This window comes from Streptomyces sp. NPDC005648 (genome assembly GCF_040605395.1).
Classification (GTDB): Bacteria; Actinomycetota; Actinomycetes; order Streptomycetales; family Streptomycetaceae; genus Streptomyces.
This window is the reverse complement of sequence record NZ_JBEXCS010000076.1, coordinates 20,552-39,134: the sequence shown is the minus strand read 5'-3', so window position 1 is coordinate 39,134 and position 18,583 is coordinate 20,552. Positions and strand designations below refer to the sequence as shown.

Sequence of the window (18,583 nt, the reverse complement as noted above, 5' to 3'; positions counted from 1 at the left end):
TCACACTTCCAGGGTATTACGTCAGCGGTATTGCGTCTGCGCTCGAAGAGGGGGCTTCCATGACCACGAGCACCGGAACGGACTGGCAGGCCTGGCAGGAGAGCTGGGACCGCCAGCAGGAGTGGTACATGCCGGACCGCGAGGACCGCTTCAGGGTCATGCTCGACATGGTCGAGGCACTCGTCGGCACCGCGCCCCGCGTCCTCGACCTCGCCTGCGGCACCGGCACCATCACCGCCCGTCTGCTCGCCCGCTTCCCCGACGCCACCAGCACCGGTGTCGACCTCGACCCGGCCCTTCTGACCATCGCGCGGGGCACCTTCGAGGGCGACGCCCGGGTGACCTTCGTGGCGGCCGACCTCAAGGACCCGCGGTGGCCCGCACGGCTGCCCCACGACTCCTACGACGCCGTCCTGACCGCCACCGCCCTGCACTGGCTGCACAGCGAACCCCTCGCGGCACTCTACGGACAGGTCGCGGAACTCGTCCGCGACGGCGGTGTCCTCATGAACGCGGACCACATGATCGACGAGACCACTCCCCGGATCAACGCGGCCGAGCGGGCCCACCGCCACGCGGCCATGGAGCAGGCCAGGCGGGACGGCGCCGTCGACTGGGCCGAGTGGTGGCGGCTGGCCGCCCAGGACCCGGTGCTCGCCGAGCCGACGGCCCGCCGCTACGAGATCTACGGCGAACACGCGGACGGTGACATGCCGTCCGCCGCGTGGCACGCGCGCGTGCTGCGCGAGAAGGGGTTCGCGGAGGCCCGCCCGGTGTGGTGCTCACCGTCGGACACGCTGCTGCTCGCCCTCAAGTAGGGCCCGAACGGGCGGTCCCGGCGCGGGCAGGCCCGGCAAGGGCGGTCCCGGCAAGGCGAAAGGGGCGGTACGGAATCCCCGTACCGCCCCTTCCCCGTCGTACGGCTAGAGCACCTTGCTCAGGAACGACTGCGTCCGCTCGTGCTGCGGGTTCGTCAGGACCTCGCGCGGATGGCCGGATTCGACCACCACGCCGCCGTCCATGAAGACCAGGCTGTCGCCGACCTCGCGGGCGAAGCCCATCTCGTGGGTCACGACGATCATCGTCATACCGGACTCGGCGAGGTCGCGCATGACGTCGAGGACGTCGCCGACCAGCTCGGGGTCGAGGGCCGAGGTCGGCTCGTCGAAGAGCATCAGCTTCGGGTCCATGGCGAGGGCCCGGGCGATCGCGACGCGCTGCTGCTGGCCGCCGGAGAGCTGCGAGGGGTAGTTGGCGGCCTTGTCGGCCAGGCCCACCCGGTCGAGGAGCTGCTGGGCGCGCTCCCTGGCCTGCGCCTTGTTCTGGCCCTTGACCTGGACCGGCGCCTCGATGACGTTCTCCAGCGCGGTCATGTGCGGGAACAGGTTGAAGCGCTGGAAGACCATGCCGATGTCCCGGCGCTTGAGCGCGACCTCGCTGTCCTTGAGCTCGTACAGCTTGTCGCCCTTCTGGCGGTAGCCGACCAGCTCGCCGTCGACGTACAGCCGACCGGCGTTGATCTTCTCCAGGTGGTTGATGCAGCGCAGGAAGGTCGACTTGCCGGAGCCGGAGGGGCCGATGAGGCAGAAGACCTCGCCCTGCTTCACCTCCAGGTCGATGCCCTGGAGGACCTGGACCGCGCCGAAGCTCTTGTGGACGCCCTCGGCCTTGACCATGGGAACAGTGCTGTCGGTCATGCCGTGACCTTCCTGCTCGAGAAGGTCGTCAGGTGCGCCCTGACCTTCTGCCACGGGGTGGGCGGCAGGGCACGGCTCGACCCGCGCGCGTAGTACCGCTCGATGTAGTACTGGCCGACGCTCAGGACCGAGGTCATGATCAGGTACCAGGCCGCGGCGAGGAAGTACATCTCCACCGGGGCACCGGAGTTCTGGCCGATGTCCTGTGCGTAGCGGAACAGCTCCGGATACTGGACGGCCGCCACGAGCGAGGTCGTCTTCAGCATGTTGATGACTTCGTTGCCGGTCGGCGGGACGATGACGCGCATCGCCTGCGGGATGACGATGCGGCGCAGCGTCTTGCCGTGGCTCATGCCGAGCGCGTGCGACGCCTCGGTCTGGCCCTCGTCCACGGCGAGCAGGCCGGCGCGGCAGATCTCCGCCATGTACGCCGCCTCGTTGAGGCCGAGGCCGAGCAGCGCCGTCAGCAGCGGCGTCATGAAGTCGGACCAGTAGTTCTTGTAGATCGGCCCGAGGTTGATGTACTCGAAGACCAGGCCCAGGTTGAACCAGAGGAACAGCTGGACCAGGACCGGTGTGCCGCGGAAGAACCAGATGTAGAACCAGGCGATCGACGAGGTCACCGGGTTCTTCGACAGGCGCATCACGGCGAGGACGATGCCGCCGACGATGCCGATCAGCATCGACAGGACCGTCAGCAGGAGGGTCTTGTAGACACCGGTCAGGATCCGGTGGTCGAAGAAGTAGTCGGGGACCGCGTGCCAGTTGATCTTGCCCTGGCCGAAGGCGTAGATGATCGAGACCAGGATGGCGATCGCGATCACGGCGGTGACATAGCGCCCGTAGTGCCGGACCGGAATGGCCTTGATGGCCTCCGCCCCGGCCGGGGGCGTGTCCTGCGCCCCCGGCGTCTTGTCGATGTCAGAAGTCACGGGAGTTGCCTCTCAGTGCCCGCTCGGGATTACGGCGGATCACTTGCCGCCGTTGATGGCGGACGTCGTGACGGCACCGTCCTGAGCGCCCCACTTCTCCAGGATCGTCTTGTACTCGCCGCTCTTGATGATCGCGTTCATCGCGGCCTGCAGCGCGTCGCGCAGCTGGGTGTTCTCCTTGGAGACCGCGATGCCGTACGGCGCCGCCTCGACCTGGTCGCCGACGATCTGGAAGTCCTTGCCGCCGCCCGAGGTCTTCACCGCGTACGCCGCCACCGGGAAGTCGGAGGAGGCCGCGTCGGCGCCGCCGGAGCGCAGGCGGGTCTGGGACTGCTGGTCGTCGTCGAAGGCCTCGATGGTGAGCTTCTTGCCGCTCGGACACTTCTTCGCCTCGGCCTTGGCGAGGTCCTCGGAGACGGTGCCGCGCTCGAGCGCGATCTTCTTGCCGCACAGGTCCGACCAGCTCGTGATGCCCTTGGTGTCACCCTTGCGGGTGTAGATCGAGACACCGGCGGTCAGGTAGTCGACGAAGTCGACGCCCTCGCCGACCTTCTTGCCGGTGTCGGGGTCGACACCTTCCTGCCGGTTCTTGTTGTCGGTCATGGCGGACATGGCGATGTCGTACCGGTTGGAGCGGATGCCGGTGAGCAGGGCGTCGAAGGTGCCGTTCTCGAACTCGAACTTCACCCCGAGCTGCTTGCCCATCGCCGCGGCGAGGTCCGGGTCGAGGCCGACGACGTTGCCCGAGTTGTCCTTGAACTCGACCGGGGCGTACGCGATGTCCGAACCGACTCGGACGACGCCCTTGTCACGGATCGAGGCGGGCAGCTTGGAGGCCAGCGGGGCCGAGCTCTTCGACGCGCTGCTGCTGCTGCCGTTGTCCTTGTTCTTGGTCTGGTCACCGCAGCCGGTGAGAATCAGAGCGCCTGCGACCGCGATCGCACCCACCGCGGCCAGACGGTGGTGCGCGGCGGTCGTACGACGGGTGGAGCTTGCGGTCATCTTGGGTTCCTCCGGCGGATGGGTGGAGTTGCCGATGGGTCGACGAGAACACACACCATCGGGTGTCGCGACCTCGTGGGTTTACGGCATCTTGCCATTCGGACGGAGCCGTTCAGGGGCCCGGTGATGTCAAAATCGGATAACGGGCGACCCCCGAACCGCACCAGGTCCGGACATCACGACACGACTATCGGCGGACCATCTACGGGAATCGGCCATTCCGGCCGAAAGATCTGTGGTGGATCTCAGGATGCGGACCTGCGCTTACGAGGTGTTGATCATTGCGCGGTGGACCTGGAGGACGTGTCCCCCTATTTCGTGACGTTTGTCGTCGCCGAGACGTGACCTCACGGCCTTCGCGGTGTGACCTTGCACCTAATGGACTCGTACTCGGCGCGGTCCGTCGGGTAAGAAGGTTCTTTACACCCCTCATCCGGGGCTCGGGGCGCGTGTGCGGCGCGCCCGTCGCGTATGACCCGTACGCATCAAAGATCGGGCATGCGCGGTCCCGCCCGCTTCTCACCAGAAGTGGCCACCCTCAACCATTGAAGACTTAAGGGGTAAAACAAAGTGGCAGCGGAGATCGTCAATCCTCGCAGCGACAGCAAAACGGACCAGGACGGCGGGGCCGAGCCCCTCGATTCCTTCGATCCGGCGTTCGCGCTGCACCGCGGCGGCAAGATGGCCGTGCAGGCCACCGTGCCGGTCCGTGACAAGGACGACCTGTCCCTCGCATACACACCCGGCGTGGCGCGCGTGTGCACCGCGATCGCCGAGCAGCCGGAGCTGGTCCACGACTACACATGGAAGTCGTCCGTGGTCGCCGTCGTCACCGACGGTACGGCCGTGCTCGGACTCGGGGACATCGGCCCCGAGGCCTCCCTCCCGGTGATGGAGGGCAAGGCGATCCTGTTCAAGCAGTTCGGGGGCGTCGACGCCGTCCCGATCGCGCTCGACTGCACGGGCGTGGACGAGATCATCGAGACCGTGGTGCGGCTCGCCCCGTCCTTCGGCGGCGTCAACCTCGAGGACATCTCGGCGCCCCGGTGCTTCGAGATCGAGCGGAAGCTGCAGGAGCGGCTCGACATCCCGGTCTTCCACGACGACCAGCACGGCACGGCGGTCGTCACGCTCGCGGCCCTGCGGAACGCGGCGCGGCTGAGCGGGCGGTCCATCGCGGACCTGCGGGCCGTGATCTCGGGCGCCGGCGCGGCCGGTGTCGCCATCGCCAAGATGCTCGTCGAGGCCGGCATCGGGGACGTCGCCGTCGCCGACCGCAAGGGCATCGTCTCGGCCGACCGGGACGACCTGACGGACGTCAAGCGGGAGCTCGCCGGCTTCACCAACAAGGCGGGTATCACCGGGTCGCTGGAGGACGCCCTCTCGGGCGCGGACGTCTTCATCGGCGTCTCCGGCGGTACGGTCGCCGAGGAGGCCGTCGCCTCCATGGCCGAGGGCGCCTTCGTCTTCGCGATGGCCAACCCGAACCCCGAGGTCCACCCCGACGTCGCGCACAAGTACGCGGCGGTCGTGGCGACCGGGCGGTCCGACTTCCCGAACCAGATCAACAACGTGCTGGCGTTCCCGGGCATCTTCGCGGGCGCGCTGCAGGTGCGGGCCTCCCGGATCACCGAGGGCATGAAGATCGCCGCCGCCGAGGCGCTGGCGGGCGTGGTCGGGGACGACCTCGCCGCGGACTACGTGATCCCCTCGCCCTTCGACGAGCGGGTCGCCCCGGCTGTCACGGCCGCGGTCGCCGCGGCCGCCCGCGCGGAGGGTGTCGCCCGCCGCTGACGGGAGCGTCGGCCGAATGGCCCCGCCCGTTCGGGCGGGGCCATTTCTTTGCCCACCCGACCACCCGTGCGGGTGACGGTCTCCCCTTGGAGGAGTTCGGCGGCGCCGGGGCCCGGACGCGTCATCCCGTGCACTGTGAAAATCACCCGAGGGCCGGAGCCTGCCGCAACGGCCGACCGAACGCGTTCCGGATCGTATCCGTCTGCCTCAGCCGGTGCCGTCCGGCACCGGGTAGTGGATGACGACTGCTCCGCCGGTGGCGTAGTTGGCGACATCGGCGGTCACCCGCCGGCCGTGTTCCGAGGCCCGCGCAGCGGCCATGGCGGCGGCGTCGGCGAAGTCGGCTTCGAAGACCGCGAAATACGGCGCTTCTCCCTGGGTCGCCGCCACGTCGAAGCTGTGGCGCCATCCGAGCAGGCCGGGCCAATTCCTGATCAGCGGGAGGTGGTTGGTCACGTAGTAGTCGCGGAAGTGATCAGGGTCGGCGGGCTGGGAGTACAGGACGAGCAGCTTGTGCATGACGGTCTCCGTCCGGATCGGGGTCGGCTGGTTCGGATCACAGGAGGAAGTCGGCGAAGCGGGGCGCGCCGGGCTCGTGCGGCACGCGCGCGGCGCGCGCGGCGAAGCTGACGGCGTGGTACCACCCGCACAGCAGCAGCAGATCGAGCAACTGGAGCTCGTCGAAGACCGGCACGAGCCGTGTCCACAGCGCGTCGTCGATGTCGGAGCGTTCGTGCAGCGCATCGGCAGCGAGGATCAGCAGCCGTTCCCTCTCGGACGTCCAGCACTCGTCGGCGGGGCCGCCGTGCGCCAGGGATGCCGACTGCTCGCGGGTGAGTCCGACCCGCTCGGCGAACGTCATCAGGTGCACGCCCCACTCGTACTCGCAGCCGCACAGCGCGCAGGTCCGGTCGATGACGATCTCGCGTTCCCGCATGGTCAGGGTCAGCTGTCCGCCCAACTCGTAGCGACCCCACCCGTGCATGGCGTCGGCCATGGGGAGGTTTCTGGCGAACATCCGGAACAGCCCGATCGGCGGGGCCTTTCCGGGCATCATCCGCGCGAGCAGCGCGCCGGCCTGGTCGGTGTACGGCGGGTCCAGCATTGCTATCCGCGACATCGGCTCTCCCGTCGAGTCGTTTCGAAATCAGAAACGGCGAGGGGGATGCTACTGTTTCGAATAACGAAACGCAAGGACAGGAAGAGGCATGCCGACACCGCGCCCAGGAACCCCGGTCCGCGGATCGACGACCGGTCGGCCCCTCATGGCCGCGATGGACCTGTTCGGCCGCCGGTGGGCGCTGCGCATCGTCTGGGAACTGCGCGCGGGTCCGCTCGGCGCCCGCGCGCTGCTGGCCCGGTGCGAAGGGCTGTCGTCCAGCGTTCTCTACCAGCGGCTCCGTGAACTCACAGCGAGCGGGATCATCTCCCTCTCGGCCGACGGCTACGAGCTCACTCGGCTGGGGACAGCGCTCAGGCACGCCCTCCGTCCGCTCGACGAGTGGGCGGTCACCTGGGCGCAGGAGCAGGAACACGACGATCAGGAGTCCACGGAGACCTGCTCCTGACAAGAGGGCATGTGTCACAGGGGCTTCCGGTATCGCCGACTGCCGTTGCCGCCTATCGTCGACCTCATGTTCGCCGTCTACGCCGCCCGAATCGACCGCGACCAGCCGCTGAGCGGCCTTGAACTCGGGGACCTGCCCGCCCCCGAGGCCCGCCCCGGCTGGAGCACCGTCAACGTCAAGGCCGCCTCCCTCAACCACCACGACCTCTGGTCGCTGCGGGGCGTGGGGCTCCCGGAGGACCGACTGCCGATGATCCTCGGGTGCGATGCCGCCGGTGTCGACGAGGACGGCAACGAGGTCGTCCTGCACTCCGTGATCGGTCAGAGCGGACACGGGGTGGGGCCCAGGGAACCCCGGTCCATCCTCACCGAGCGTTACCCCGGCACCTTCGCCGAGCAGGTCGCCGTGCCGACCTGGAACATCCTGCCCAAGCCCAAGGAGCTCTCCTTCGCGGAGGCGGCCTGTCTGCCGACGGCCTGGCTGACGGCGTACCGCATGCTCTTCACCAACGCCGGTGTACGCCCCGGTGATTCGGTGCTCGTCCAGGGCGCCGGCGGTGGTGTCGCCACGGCTGCGATCGTGCTCGGCAAGGCGGCGGGGCTGCGGGTCTTCGCGACCAGCCGGGACGAGGCCAAGCGGAAGCGCGCCCTGGAGTTGGGGGCCGTGGAGGCGGTGGAGTCGGGTGCGCGGCTGCCGCAGCGCGTGGACGCCGTCATCGAGACGGTCGGCGCGGCGACCTGGTCGCACTCGATCAAGTCCCTGCGTCCCGGCGGCACGCTCGTCATCTCCGGCGCCACCAGCGGCGACCGGCCCTCGCACGCCGAGCTGACCCGTATCTTCTTCCTCGAACTCAAGGTCGTCGGCTCCACGATGGGCACCAAGGACGAACTCGAGGACCTGCTCTCCTTCTGCGCCGCCACCGGCGTACGCCCCGTCATCGACGACGCCCTCCCGATGGACCGGGCCCGAGAGGGCTTCGAACGCATGGAGTCCGGCGAACTCTTCGGCAAGATCGTCCTCACCAACGACTGACCACTCCACGACATCTGACGGCGGGTCCGGATCTCCGGATCCGCCGTTTCGCGTTCCCCGATCGAGTGAATCCCGCCGGTTTGCGGCAACCGCACCTCTTCCTCACGGGTCCCACACCTCGCACTTACCCACCCGTGCGCCAGGGGAGAACATGAACAACCAGCAGTATCCGCAGCAGCCCGGCTGGGGCGGGCCTCAGCAGCCGTACGGGCAGCCGCCCTTCCAGCCGCAGCCGCCGAAGAAGCGCGGCGTGGGGAAGTTCATCGGCCTGGGGTGCCTCGGCATCGTCGGCCTGTTCGTCCTCATCGCCGTCATCGCGGCCGTCGCGGGAGGCGGCAGCAAGAGCAAGTCCAGCGGGTCCGGCCACACCACGACCGTGTCCTCCCCGTCGAAGGGGCAGAAGGCCGCGACCCAACCGAAGCGGAAGGTCGTCACCTTCAAGGTGTGGGGCACCGCCCCCGCAGGTGCCCTCGGCGGCCTGGACATCACCTACGGCTCCGACTCCGACACCCGTAAGGGCACCTTCAAGAACGGCGAGTTCGAGGCCACCCTCCCCTTCCACAAGGACGCGCTGTTCTACACCGTCAGCGCGCAACTGCAGGGTTCCGGTGACATCAACTGCTCGGTGACGGTCGACGGCCACACCAAGAAGGGCCACGCGTCCGGCGGTTACAACATCTGCGACGCACAGCTGAACGCGGGCCTCCTCGGCGACTGGGACTGACCGATGACCATCGATCCATGGCGATGAGTCCGGTCCGGTCATCGAGACGGCCGAGCTCACCGAGCACACCGATGTCACGCCCCGTGGAGGATGAGACGCCGCAGGCCGGGGCCGGCGACGTCTGGCAGCGCCGTCAGACCTTCGGCCCCCGCAGTATCGCTGCGATATGTGCCGCCGTCGTGGACAAGTGGTGGCGGGTGTCGCGGAGTTGGGTGTCTGTGACTCCGTGGTCGCGGGCTGCGTCGCGGATGTCGTCGCGGAAGCGGTCCAGGAGGCGGTCGAGGTCGCGGGCGGGGTCGCCGGTGGCGTCCTCGTGGGCCCAGGACGGTTCGTACTCGGCCGGGAAGTCCTCCGGGGTCCGGGAGTAGTCCGGCTTCGAGGTCGACGTCGCGGTGCCGGCCCGTCCGAAACCGAGGTCCTTGGCGAACTCCTTGCCGTAGTCCTTCCCGAAGTCCCCGAACTCCTTGGCCAGTTCGGTCAGGCTCTCGCGCACCCCCGTCGGCCAGTCGCCCCGGGCGAAGTGGTCCTGCACCTGCTCCTGCACCCGGTGGGCGATGCGCTGCAACTCCTCCTGTGCCTGGGCGCGAGCCCGGTCCTGTGCCTCCTTGGCCTGGCGCCTGGCCCGCTGGGCCTCCTCGCGGGCCCGGCGGCTCTCGTCCTTGGCACGCCGGGCCTGCTCCTTCCACTCCTGCTTGACCCGCCGCATCTCCTCCTTGGCGGCGCGCCAGGACTCCTTGTCGCCGTACTCCCCGAAGTCGCCGTAGACGCTGTCCTGTTTGCCCGGCCCGCCGGTGCGTGCCTCGGAGGCCGCCGCTCGCATCTCGCGCCGCAGATCGCCCGCCGCGCCGCGCACATCGGCCCGGATCTCGGCGGCGAGCTCGGCGACCGACTCGCGGATCTCCAGCTCCAGATCGGCCAGTTCGCCGCTGCGGTCGGCCAGTTCCTCGCGGCCGGCGTCCGTGATGGCGTACACCTTGCGGCCGCCCTCGGTGGTGTGGGTGACCAGGCCCTCGGCCTCCAGCTTGGCCAGCCGGGGGTAGACGGTGCCCGCCGACGGTGCGTACAGCCCCTGGAACCGCTCCTCCAGGAGCCGGATCACCTCGTAGCCGTGGCGCGGGGCCTCGTCCAGCAGCTTCAGCAGATAGAGGCGGAGACGGCCGTGGGCGAAGACGGGGGGCATGTCAGAGCACCTTCTTGTCGGTCGTGCCGTCGGCGGGGGAGTCGCTCGCGTCATCGCTCGCGCCGTCTTTCTCGCCGGAAACGGAATTGTCCCCCGAGTCGCTGCCCGGAGCGGAGGCCGGGGTGTCCGCGGGTGTCGCGTCCTCGACAAGCGGTCCGATGTCCTCGGGATCGACGTCCCATGGCTCCTCCTCCGCCTGCGGCCGCCGCAGCAGGGCGATCGAGCCGGAGACCGTCGTCGCCTTGAGGCTGCCGTTTCCCGCGCCGAGCCGGCCGGTGATGCGCTTGGCGCCCCACTGGCCGCTGACCCGCAGGTCCTCGAACGCGTTGGAGACCGAACCGCTCGCGGTGTTGGCCTCCACCTGGGCGTCCGCCGGGTGGGGGAGCCGGATCGCGATCTCGCCCGAGACGTTCGCGAGGACGATGTCGGTGGGGCGGCTCGCCGGGTCGATGTCGACGATCATCGAACCGCTCACCGAGTCGGCCTTGACCGAGGAACCCGCCTCCACCACGGTCAGGTCCCCGGAGACGGAGTTGAAGCGGAGGTCCCCGCGCAGGGCCTGGGCCTCCAGGTTCCCCGCGACGGTGTCGGCGCGGACCGGGCCGGTCAGCCCCACCAGGGTGGTGTCCCCGGTGACGCCCTTGACCTCCGTACGCCCCTCGATCCCGGAGACGACGGCCGCGGCTCCGACCACGCCCACCTCGACCCGGGTCTCGGCCGGCACCGCCAGCGAGACCACCGCACTGCGCCGCCAGCCCTTGCGGTCGAGCCACTTGAGGAAGCCCTTCCAGGGCAGGTCCTCGTAGGCGACGGTGAGCACACCGCCCCGCTGGGTCACCGCCAGGGGTGGTCCCTCGATCTCGGACACTTCCAGGCGGGCGGAACCTTCGTCCGTGCCCACCACGTTCACCGTTCCGTTGACGATGCGTACGTGGAGCTCGCGCACGGGCTCGTCGAACGTGAGCTTTCGCGGCTCTGAGACGGACCACTCGGACATGGTGCAGACCTCCCCGTAGCAACGCGCCATATCGCGTCTTCCTTGTTTCACGATATATCGCGGACACGGAAAGTCAAGACACTCTTTCGGGGGATGGACGCTCTTTCCGGGGCTGTTCGCGGTCTCGAAATGACCAATAGGGCGAATCACCCTAGTTTGTGACCATGTCGACGGATGCTCCCCGCACGGGCCCCACCGGCCCGACCGGTCCCGCAGGTCCTGCCGCGGGTGCCCTCCTGCTCTGCCGGGCCGAGCCCGACTCCGTCGCCCCCGCCGCCCAGCTGCTGCGCGAACCCATGTTGCTCACCCGCGCCGGCGACACCTGGAGCGCCCTCGTCCCGGAGGGCACGCCCTGGCGGCAGGCCGGCGAACCCGTCGACCGGGTGCTGACCGGCTGGGCCACCGCCCTCGCCGTCGGCGCCCCCTGGCCGGTGCTCGCCCTGTGGTGGGACGCCGACCGCGCCGGCTACACCCTCGCCTCCGGCTTCCGCCGCCCGGTCGGCTACGTCTGGCTCACCAACGGCACCCCGGCCGGCGAGGACGAGGCCATGCGCACCTTCGCCGCCCGCCTCGGTCTGGACCCCGTCCTGGACGTCCAGACCCTCGACCACCTGACGAAGCCGGACCCGGACGCCGACGCCCGAGCTCGCCTGCGGGGCCTGCTGGCCGTCCTCACCCACGCGGGCGTCGCCCTCCCCACCGGCCTCACCCCCGGCGCCCCCGCCGACCACCTCCGCGAGATCGCCCGCGCCCGACCGGACGCCCGCACGGTCGCACGGCCGCCCCGGCGGGAGCCGGTACGGCCCGAACCGGACACGGCCGACCCCGGCCCACCGAATCCCACCCCGCTGAGCCCGGCCCCCCTGAGCCACGGCCCTCAGAACCCCTGTCTCCCCTGGTCGGGCACACCCCGCTCCCGCGCCCTGGCCCTCGCCCAGGTGGCGGCGGGCCTCCCGCTGGCCCTCTGGGGCCTACGGCGGCGCAGTGGCGGCTGGGCCGCGGCGGGGGCGCTGCTGCTCGCGCACGGGGCGCTGGGGCTGTCGTACGAGCTGATCCGTCCACGCGACTGAGGCGCACGCGCCCGCGCGCCGGACGGGGAAACACGCAATGGGCGGGCACGCGACCGGCAGGCCTACAACCGGCGGGCACGCGAAAGGGGCGCCGCCACGGCGCCCCTCGTGCTCCGACCGAGCCCCAGCCCGAGCCCGAGAGGAGCACGCGCCCGCGCGCTGGACGGGGAAACACGCAATGGGCGGGCATGCGACCGGCAGGCATACAACGGGCGGGCACGCGAAAGGGGCGCCGCCACGGCGCCCCTCGTGCTCCGACCGAGCCTGAAGACCGAGCTCGAGCCGGAGACCGAGCCCGAGCTTGGTCCCTACTCGTCGTCCTCGTCGTCCAGCCGTGCCAGCCATGTCGCCAGGCGCTCCACCGGCACCTCGAAGTCCGGGTTGAGGTCGACGAAGGTCCGCAGCTGCTCGGCCAGCCACTCGAAGCTGACCTCCTCCTCGCCGCGCCGCTTCTCCAGCTCTTCGATGCCTCGGTCGGTGAAGTACATGCCCTCAAGGATAAGTGCGCGCGAACGGCCGGGCCGCACCCCTGGAGAGGGGCGCGGCCCGGTCATGTACCGCCTTCGAGAGCGGGTTACGCCTCGAACACCTCACGCACCAGCTGCTCCTGCTCGGCCTGGTGGCGCTTGGCCGAACCGACCGCCGGGGACGAGCTGTGCGGGCGGGAGATCCGCCGCAGGCGCTCGCCGTGCGGGACGTCCGCGCCGACCGCCAGGTCCAGGTGGTCGATCAGGTTGAGGGCGATGAACGGCCAGGCGCCCTGGTTGGCCGGCTCCTCCTGGGCCCACAGGTACTTCTCGACGTTCGGGTACTTGGCGATCTCCGCCTGGAGCTCGGCACCCGGCAGCGGGTACAGACGCTCGACGCGGACGATCGCGATGTCCGTGGCACCGCGCTTGGTGCGCTCGGCCTCCAGGTCGTAGTACAGCTTGCCCGCCACGAAGACGACCTTGCGGACCGCGGCCGGGTCGACCGTGGAGTCCCCGATGACCGGGCGGAACTGACCCGAGGTGAACTCCTCCGTCTTCGACGCGGCGGCCTTGAGGCGCAGCATCGACTTCGGGGTGAAGACCACCAGCGGCTTGTGGTGCGGGTTGTGCACCTGCCACCGCAGGAGGTGGAAGTAGTTCGACGGGAGCGTGGGCATGGCCACCGTCATGTTGTTCTGGGCGCAGAGCTGCAGGAACCGCTCCACGCGCGCGGACGAGTGGTCCGGGCCCTGGCCCTCGTAGCCGTGGGGGAGGAGCAGGGTGACGCCGGACGTCTGCCCCCACTTCTGCTCCGCCGCCGAGATGTACTCGTCGACGATCGTCTGCGCGCCGTTGACGAAGTCGCCGAACTGCGCCTCCCACAGCACGAGCGCGTCGGGCCGGGCGAGCGAGTAGCCGTACTCGAAGCCCATGACCGCGTACTCGGAGAGCAGGGAGTTGTAGACGTTGTAGCGGGCCTGCTCCTCGGCGAGGTACTGGAGCGGGGTGTGCTCCTCGCCCGTCTCGCGGTCGATGAGGACCGCGTGGCGCTGGCCGAAGGTGCCGCGCTGGGAGTCCTGGCCGGAGAGGCGGACCGGGGTGCCCTCAAGGAGGAGGGAGCCGACGGCCAGCGTCTCGCCCATGCCCCAGTCGATCGTGCCGTCCTCGACCATGGCCGCCCGGCGCTGCAGCTGCGGCAGCAGACGCGGGTGTACGTGGAAGGAGTCCGGGATGTTGACCTGGGACTCGGCGATCCGCTTGACGACCTCGGTGGAGATCGCGGTGTTCACGGCGACCGGGAACTCGGCCTGCGGGTCCGAGACCGGACCGGTGCCCTGCTGGGCCGTGATGGCCTCGCGGACCTCCGTGAAGACCTTCTCCAGCTGGCCCTGGTAGTCCTGGAGGGCCTGCTCGGCCTCTTCCAGGGTGATGTCGCCGCGACCGATCAGGGACTCGGTGTACAGCTTGCGCACCGAGCGCTTCTTGTCGATCAGGTCGTACATCAGCGGCTGGGTGAAGGCCGGGTTGTCCGACTCGTTGTGACCGCGGCGGCGGTAGCAGATGAGGTCGATCACCACGTCCTTGTTGAACGCCTGGCGGAACTCGAAGGCCAGCCGCGCGACACGGACCACGGCCTCCGGGTCGTCGCCGTTCACGTGGAAGATCGGGGCCTCGATCATGCGGGCCACGTCGGTCGCGTACATCGAGGAGCGCGAGGACTCGGGCGCCGCGGTGAAGCCGACCTGGTTGTTGATGACGATGTGGACCGTGCCGCCGGTGCGGTAGCCGCGCAGCTGCGACATGTTCAGGGTCTCGGCCACCACGCCCTGGCCCGCGAAGGCCGCGTCGCCGTGCAGGGCGACCGGCAGGACGGTGAAGTCCGTGCCGCCCTTGTTGATGATGTCCTGCTTGGCGCGGGCGATGCCCTCGATGACCGGGTCGACCGTCTCCAGGTGGGAGGGGTTCGCGGCCAGCGAGACGGTGATCTGCTCGCCGTCCAGGCCGGTGAAGGTGCCCTGGGCGCCGAGGTGGTACTTCACGTCGCCGGAGCCGTGCATCGACTTCGGGTCGAGGTTGCCCTCGAACTCGCGGAAGATCTGGGCGTACGACTTGCCGACGATGTTGGCGAGAACGTTCAGCCGGCCGCGGTGGGCCATGCCGATGACGACCTCGTCCAGACGGGACTCGGCGGCCGAGTCCAGCACCGCGTCCAGCAGCGGGATGACGGACTCGCCGCCCTCCAGGGAGAAGCGCTTCTGGCCGACGTACTTGGTCTGCAGGAAGGTCTCGAAGGCCTCCGCCGCGTTCAGCCGGCGCAGGATGCGCAGCTGCTCCTCGCGCTCCGGCTTGGAGTGCGGGCGCTCCACCCGGTCCTGGATCCACTTGCGCTGCTTGGGGTCCTGGATGTGCATGAACTCGATGCCGGTGGTGCGGCAGTACGAGTCGCGCAGCACGCCGAGGATGTCGCGCAGCTTCATCATCGACTTGGAGGCGAAGCCGCCGACCGCGAACTCGCGCTCCAGGTCCCAGAGGGTGAGGCCGTGCTCGGTGATGTCCAGGTCGGGGTGCTTGCGCTGGCGGTACTCCAGGGGGTCGGTGTCGGCCATGACGTGGCCGCGGACCCGGTAGGAGTGGATCAGCTCGAAGACACGGGCGGCCTTGGTGACGTCGTCGTCGTGCGAGGCGTCGATGTCCTTGAGCCAGCGGACCGGCTCGTAGGGGATGCGCAGCGCCTCGAAGATCTCGTCGTAGAAGCCGCTCTCGCCGAGCAGCAGGTTGGCGACGATCCGCAGGAACTCGCCGGAGGCGGCCCCCTGGATGACCCGGTGGTCGTAGGTCGACGTGAGCGTCATGACCTTCGAGATGCCGAGCTTGTTGAGGGTGTCCTGGCTGGTGCCCTGGAACTCGGCCGGGTAGTCCATGGAGCCGACGCCCATGATCACCGACTGGCCGGGCATCAGACGCGGCACGGAGTGCACGGTGCCGAGGCCGCCCGGGTTGGTCAGGGAGACCGTGACGCCGGAGAAGTCGTCCATCGTCAGCTTGCCGTCACGGGCGCGGCGGACGATGTCCTCGTAGGCCTGCCAGAACTCGAAGAAGTTCAGCGTCTCGGCCTTCTTGATGCCGGCGACGACGAGCTGGCGGTCACCGTTCGGCTTCACCAGGTCGATGGCGAGGCCGAAGTTGACGTGCGGCGGCTTGACGAGGGTGGGCTTGCCGTCCTTCTCCGCGTAGTGCCAGTTCATCGACGGCATCGTCTTGATGGCCTGCACCATCGCGTAGCCGATCAGGTGCGTGAAGGAGATCTTCCCGCCCCGGGCGCGCTTGAGGTGGTTGTTGATGACGATGCGGTTGTCGAACAGCAGCTTCACCGGGACCGCGCGGACCGAGGTGGCGGTCGGCAGCTCCAGCGAGGCGTTCATGTTCTTCGCGACGGCGGCAGCGGGGCCGCGCAGCGTCACCAGCTCCGGGCCGTCGGCGGCCTCGGCCGCGGGCGCCGCCTTGGCGGCGGGCTTCGCGGCGGGGGCGGGCGCGGCGGGCTTGGCGGCGGCCGGAGCGGGAGCCGGAGCGGCCGCGGGCGCCGGAGCGGCGGCCGCGGGCCTCGGCGCCGCGGGGGCGGCCTGGGCCGGCGCGGGGACGGAGGCGGCAGGGGCGGGCGCGGCAGGCGCCGTAGGAGCCGCTGTGCCGGTCCCTGCGGCCCCCGCGGCCGCAGTACCCGCCGGAGCCGAGGCGGCGGCCGCTCCCGGCTTGTAGTCGGCGAAGAAGTCCCACCAGGCTCGGTCTACCGAATTCGGGTCCTGGAGGTACTGCTGATAGATCTCGTCGACGAGCCACTCGTTGGGACCGAACGCAGCTGCGGGGTTCTTCCCGGCTTGGTCGTCGGTCGAGATGCTCGAGTTACTGGGGGACTGTGGCGACACGGCGGCAACCGCCCTCTTCCGCTTCTCACAAGGTGATGGACAGCGGGAATAAAGGCTACGCCCCCATGGCCGGGTAGGTCAGGCCGAGCAAGGTCATCGTCGCGTAAGTCACATCGGAAAGCGCGTTTCGGGCGTGGTTTTGGCGGGAAACAAGCGTGGTTCCGCTACGAGTTGACTCTTCCGCGGGTGTGCGGACGTAAGCCCTGCAGGCACGGCCTGCGGGCGTGTTCCTGATCACACGTGTCTGTCGGCGGTTCCGGCCCGCGAGCACAGGTGGATCTTGAGGCTCCGGTTCGGACTTTACGTCAACTTTGAACGGATGTCTCTCCCGGAAGAGTGACGAGAATCCGGCAGCCACGCTCGGATTCGGCCACTCCGATCCGGCCTCCGTGCAGATCGACGGCCCAGCGGGCGATCGCGAGCCCGAGGCCCGTACCGCCGTCGCCGCCATGTCCGCCGTGTCCGTTCGACGCGCCGGCCCCGCCCCGGTTGAACCGCTCGAACACGCGGTGCCACTCCGAGCGCGGGATGCCGGGGCCCTCGTCGAGGACCTCCAGCTCCAGCGACTCGGGCAGAGTGCCGCGGCGTGCCTTCACGACCACACGGCCGTGCGCGGGGCTGTGCTTGACCGCGTTGTCGATGAGATTCGCCACTACCTGGTGGATGCGCTCGGGGTCCGCGTGCGCGGTCAGCTCCGGCGGCGAGACGTCGAGGTGCAGATGGACGTCCGTACGCGTGCTGCTGCCGGAGCCCGAGGCGATGCCCGCACGCGCGGGCACGGCCATGTTGGCCTCCTTCAGGACGCCCGACAGGTACGGCCACACCTCGAAGCGCCGCTGCCTCAGCGGTACGACGCCGTTGTCCAGGCGGGACAGGTCCAGCAGCGTCTCCACGAGCCGGCCCAGCCGCTCGGTCTGCTTCAGGGCCGTGCGCATGGTCTCGGGATCGGCGGTCGTGACCCCGTCCACGATGTTCTCCAGCACGGCGCGCAACCCCGCGATGGGCGTGCGCAGCTCGTGCGAGACGTTCGCCACCAGCTCCTTGCGCTGGCGGTCCTGGGCCTCCAGGTCGTCCGCCATGCGGTTGATCGTCTGCGCCAGGTCGCCCAGCTCGTCCCGCCGGTTCTCCCGCACCCGGCGGGTGTAGTCGCCGTGCGAGATGGCCCCGGCGACCGCGTTCATGTCGTCCAGCGGCGCGGTGAGCGAATGGGCCACGAACTGCGTTATCAGCAGCGTGGCGATCATCGAGAAGACCGTGATGAAGCGCAGCTCCGTCGCGGTGCGCATCGCGATCATCATCAGGCCGGTGGTGATGAGGACCGCGATGACGACCAGTGCGCCCAGCTTCGTCTTGATGGAGAACGGGCGCAGACCTCCCCAGGGCTCCTGCTCCCCGGGGCCTCTCCGTGCGGCCGGACCGCCGCTCATGGCGTCGGGGTCTCCAGCGCGTAGCCCACACCATGCACCGTGCGGATCCGCTCGGCGCCGATCTTCCGGCGCAGCGCCTTGATGTGGCTGTCCACCGTCCGCGTGCCGGACGCGTCCGCCCAGTCCCACACCTCGGCGAGCAGCTGCTCCCGCGAGAGCACCGCGCGGGGCGTGTTGGCGAGGCAGACGAGCAGGTCGAACTCGGTCGGCGTGAGGTGCACGTCCTCGCTCCTGACCCGCACCCGCCGCTGCGCGTGGTCGATCTCCAGCTCGCCGAGCCGCAGGATGCCGCTTCTCGGCGTCGCGGCGGCCAGCGCCGCCCGCTCCACCCGCCGCAGCAGGACATGCACCCGCGCGGCCAGCTCCCGCATGGAGAACGGCTTGGTCATGTAGTCGTCGGCGCCGACCCCGAGTCCGACCAGCATGTCGGTCTCGTCGTCGCGCGCGGTGAGCATCAGCACCGGCACCGGACGGGCGGCCTGCACGCGCCGGCAGACCTCCAGACCGTCGAAGCCGGGCAGCATGATGTCGAGGATCAGCAGATCCGGCTGCCAGGCCTCGGCGGTGTCCACGGCGGCCGGGCCGTCGCCCGCGGTCTGCACGAGGAAACCCTCGGCACGCAGGCGGGCCGCGATGGCGTCCACGATGGTCGGGTCGTCCTCGACCACCAGGACCCGGCGCTGCGCGCCCGCGGTCGCCGTCGTGCCGTTGTGGGATGTGTGGGTCTGCTCCATCGCCCGCCCCTGAGTTGCTTTCCGGAATGTGTGGGG

At 69.7% G+C, this 18,583-nt stretch carries 17 protein-coding genes; 6 read left to right on the top strand and 11 right to left on the bottom strand.

Translation table 11 applies throughout. The annotated features are described in order from the left end of the window. Positions 1–59 precede the first annotated feature (59 nt). Positions 60–818 (top strand): class I SAM-dependent methyltransferase, encoded by a 759-nt coding sequence (locus tag ABZT17_RS33295; RefSeq protein ID WP_356354423.1) that lies wholly within the window; start codon positions 60–62, stop codon positions 816–818. A gap of 105 nt (positions 819–923) precedes the next feature. Here ABZT17_RS33295 and ABZT17_RS33290 read toward each other — a convergent pair whose 3' ends face one another. The 3 genes from ABZT17_RS33290 to ABZT17_RS33280 are packed head-to-tail and all read right to left on the bottom strand — an operon-like array spanning position 924 to position 3,631. Further along, positions 924–1,697, bottom strand: coding sequence for an amino acid ABC transporter ATP-binding protein (locus ABZT17_RS33290; protein ID WP_356354422.1), 774 nt, complete (start codon positions 1,695–1,697; stop codon positions 924–926). Then, entirely contained in the window at positions 1,694–2,629 is a 936-nt protein-coding gene (locus tag ABZT17_RS33285) for an amino acid ABC transporter permease (protein ID WP_356354420.1), read from the bottom strand. Before ABZT17_RS33285 ends, ABZT17_RS33290 begins: the two co-directional genes overlap by 4 nt. A 39-nt stretch (positions 2,630–2,668) precedes the next feature. Next, positions 2,669–3,631, bottom strand: a complete 963-nt coding sequence (locus ABZT17_RS33280) for an ABC transporter substrate-binding protein (protein WP_356354418.1) — start codon at positions 3,629–3,631, stop codon at positions 2,669–2,671. Positions 3,632–4,201: 570 nt separating this feature from the next. On the opposite strand from ABZT17_RS33280, the gene ABZT17_RS33275 reads away from it, so the two are divergent. Further along, entirely contained in the window at positions 4,202–5,425 is a 1,224-nt protein-coding gene (locus ABZT17_RS33275) for an NADP-dependent malic enzyme (RefSeq protein WP_356354416.1), read from the top strand. A 207-nt stretch (positions 5,426–5,632) separates the two neighbouring features. Here the strand turns inward: ABZT17_RS33275 and ABZT17_RS33270 are convergent, their stop codons facing one another. After that, the gene (locus tag ABZT17_RS33270; protein ID WP_356354414.1) at positions 5,633–5,944 is read right to left on the bottom strand and encodes an EthD family reductase; all 312 of its coding nucleotides are present in this window, start codon (positions 5,942–5,944) and stop codon (positions 5,633–5,635) included. A gap of 37 nt (positions 5,945–5,981) precedes the next feature. Continuing rightward, positions 5,982–6,545 (bottom strand): carboxymuconolactone decarboxylase family protein, encoded by a 564-nt coding sequence (locus ABZT17_RS33265; protein ID WP_356354412.1) that lies wholly within the window; start codon positions 6,543–6,545, stop codon positions 5,982–5,984. Between the two features lie 145 nt (positions 6,546–6,690). Between ABZT17_RS33265 and ABZT17_RS33260 the strand changes: the two genes are divergently transcribed. The 3 genes from ABZT17_RS33260 to ABZT17_RS33250 all read left to right on the top strand — a co-directional run bounded on the left by ABZT17_RS33260 (position 6,691) and on the right by ABZT17_RS33250 (position 8,749). Continuing rightward, on the top strand, positions 6,691–6,993 hold the full coding sequence (locus tag ABZT17_RS33260; protein ID WP_356354450.1) for a helix-turn-helix domain-containing protein: 303 nt from the start codon (positions 6,691–6,693) through the stop codon (positions 6,991–6,993). Positions 6,994–7,059: 66 nt separating this feature from the next. Beyond that, positions 7,060–8,025 (top strand): zinc-binding dehydrogenase, encoded by a 966-nt coding sequence (locus ABZT17_RS33255; RefSeq protein ID WP_356354410.1) that lies wholly within the window; start codon positions 7,060–7,062, stop codon positions 8,023–8,025. A 151-nt stretch (positions 8,026–8,176) separates the two neighbouring features. Continuing rightward, positions 8,177–8,749, top strand: a complete 573-nt coding sequence (locus ABZT17_RS33250) for a hypothetical protein (protein WP_356354408.1) — start codon at positions 8,177–8,179, stop codon at positions 8,747–8,749. 133 nt (positions 8,750–8,882) lie between these two features. On the opposite strand, the gene ABZT17_RS33245 is transcribed toward ABZT17_RS33250, so the two are convergent. Then, complete coding sequence (locus ABZT17_RS33245) at positions 8,883–9,929, bottom strand: helix-turn-helix transcriptional regulator (protein WP_356354407.1); 1,047 nt, start codon at positions 9,927–9,929, stop codon at positions 8,883–8,885. A gap of 1 nt (position 9,930) precedes the next feature. Beyond that, positions 9,931–10,926: a hypothetical protein gene (locus tag ABZT17_RS33240; protein WP_356354405.1), complete on the bottom strand. Its 996-nt coding sequence runs from the start codon at positions 10,924–10,926 to the stop codon at positions 9,931–9,933. Between the two features lie 164 nt (positions 10,927–11,090). On the opposite strand from ABZT17_RS33240, the gene ABZT17_RS33235 reads away from it, so the two are divergent. Continuing rightward, the gene (locus tag ABZT17_RS33235) at positions 11,091–11,996 is read left to right on the top strand and encodes a hypothetical protein (RefSeq protein WP_356354403.1); all 906 of its coding nucleotides are present in this window, start codon (positions 11,091–11,093) and stop codon (positions 11,994–11,996) included. Between the two features lie 308 nt (positions 11,997–12,304). Here the strand turns inward: ABZT17_RS33235 and ABZT17_RS33230 are convergent, their stop codons facing one another. The 4 genes from ABZT17_RS33230 to ABZT17_RS33215 form a co-directional block, all read right to left on the bottom strand. Continuing rightward, positions 12,305–12,484, bottom strand: a complete 180-nt coding sequence (locus ABZT17_RS33230) for a DUF6104 family protein (RefSeq protein ID WP_018544467.1) — start codon at positions 12,482–12,484, stop codon at positions 12,305–12,307. A gap of 86 nt (positions 12,485–12,570) precedes the next feature. Beyond that, positions 12,571–16,386 (bottom strand): multifunctional oxoglutarate decarboxylase/oxoglutarate dehydrogenase thiamine pyrophosphate-binding subunit/dihydrolipoyllysine-residue succinyltransferase subunit, encoded by a 3,816-nt coding sequence (locus tag ABZT17_RS33225; protein WP_356354401.1) that lies wholly within the window; start codon positions 16,384–16,386, stop codon positions 12,571–12,573. Positions 16,387–16,691: 305 nt separating this feature from the next. Continuing rightward, positions 16,692–17,813 (bottom strand): ATP-binding protein, encoded by a 1,122-nt coding sequence (locus ABZT17_RS33220; protein WP_356354399.1) that lies wholly within the window; start codon positions 17,811–17,813, stop codon positions 16,692–16,694. After that, a complete protein-coding gene (locus ABZT17_RS33215; protein WP_356354397.1) occupies positions 17,810–18,547 on the bottom strand; it encodes a response regulator transcription factor in 738 nt (245 codons plus the stop codon). Before ABZT17_RS33215 ends, ABZT17_RS33220 begins: the two co-directional genes overlap by 4 nt. Positions 18,548–18,583 lie beyond the last annotated feature (36 nt).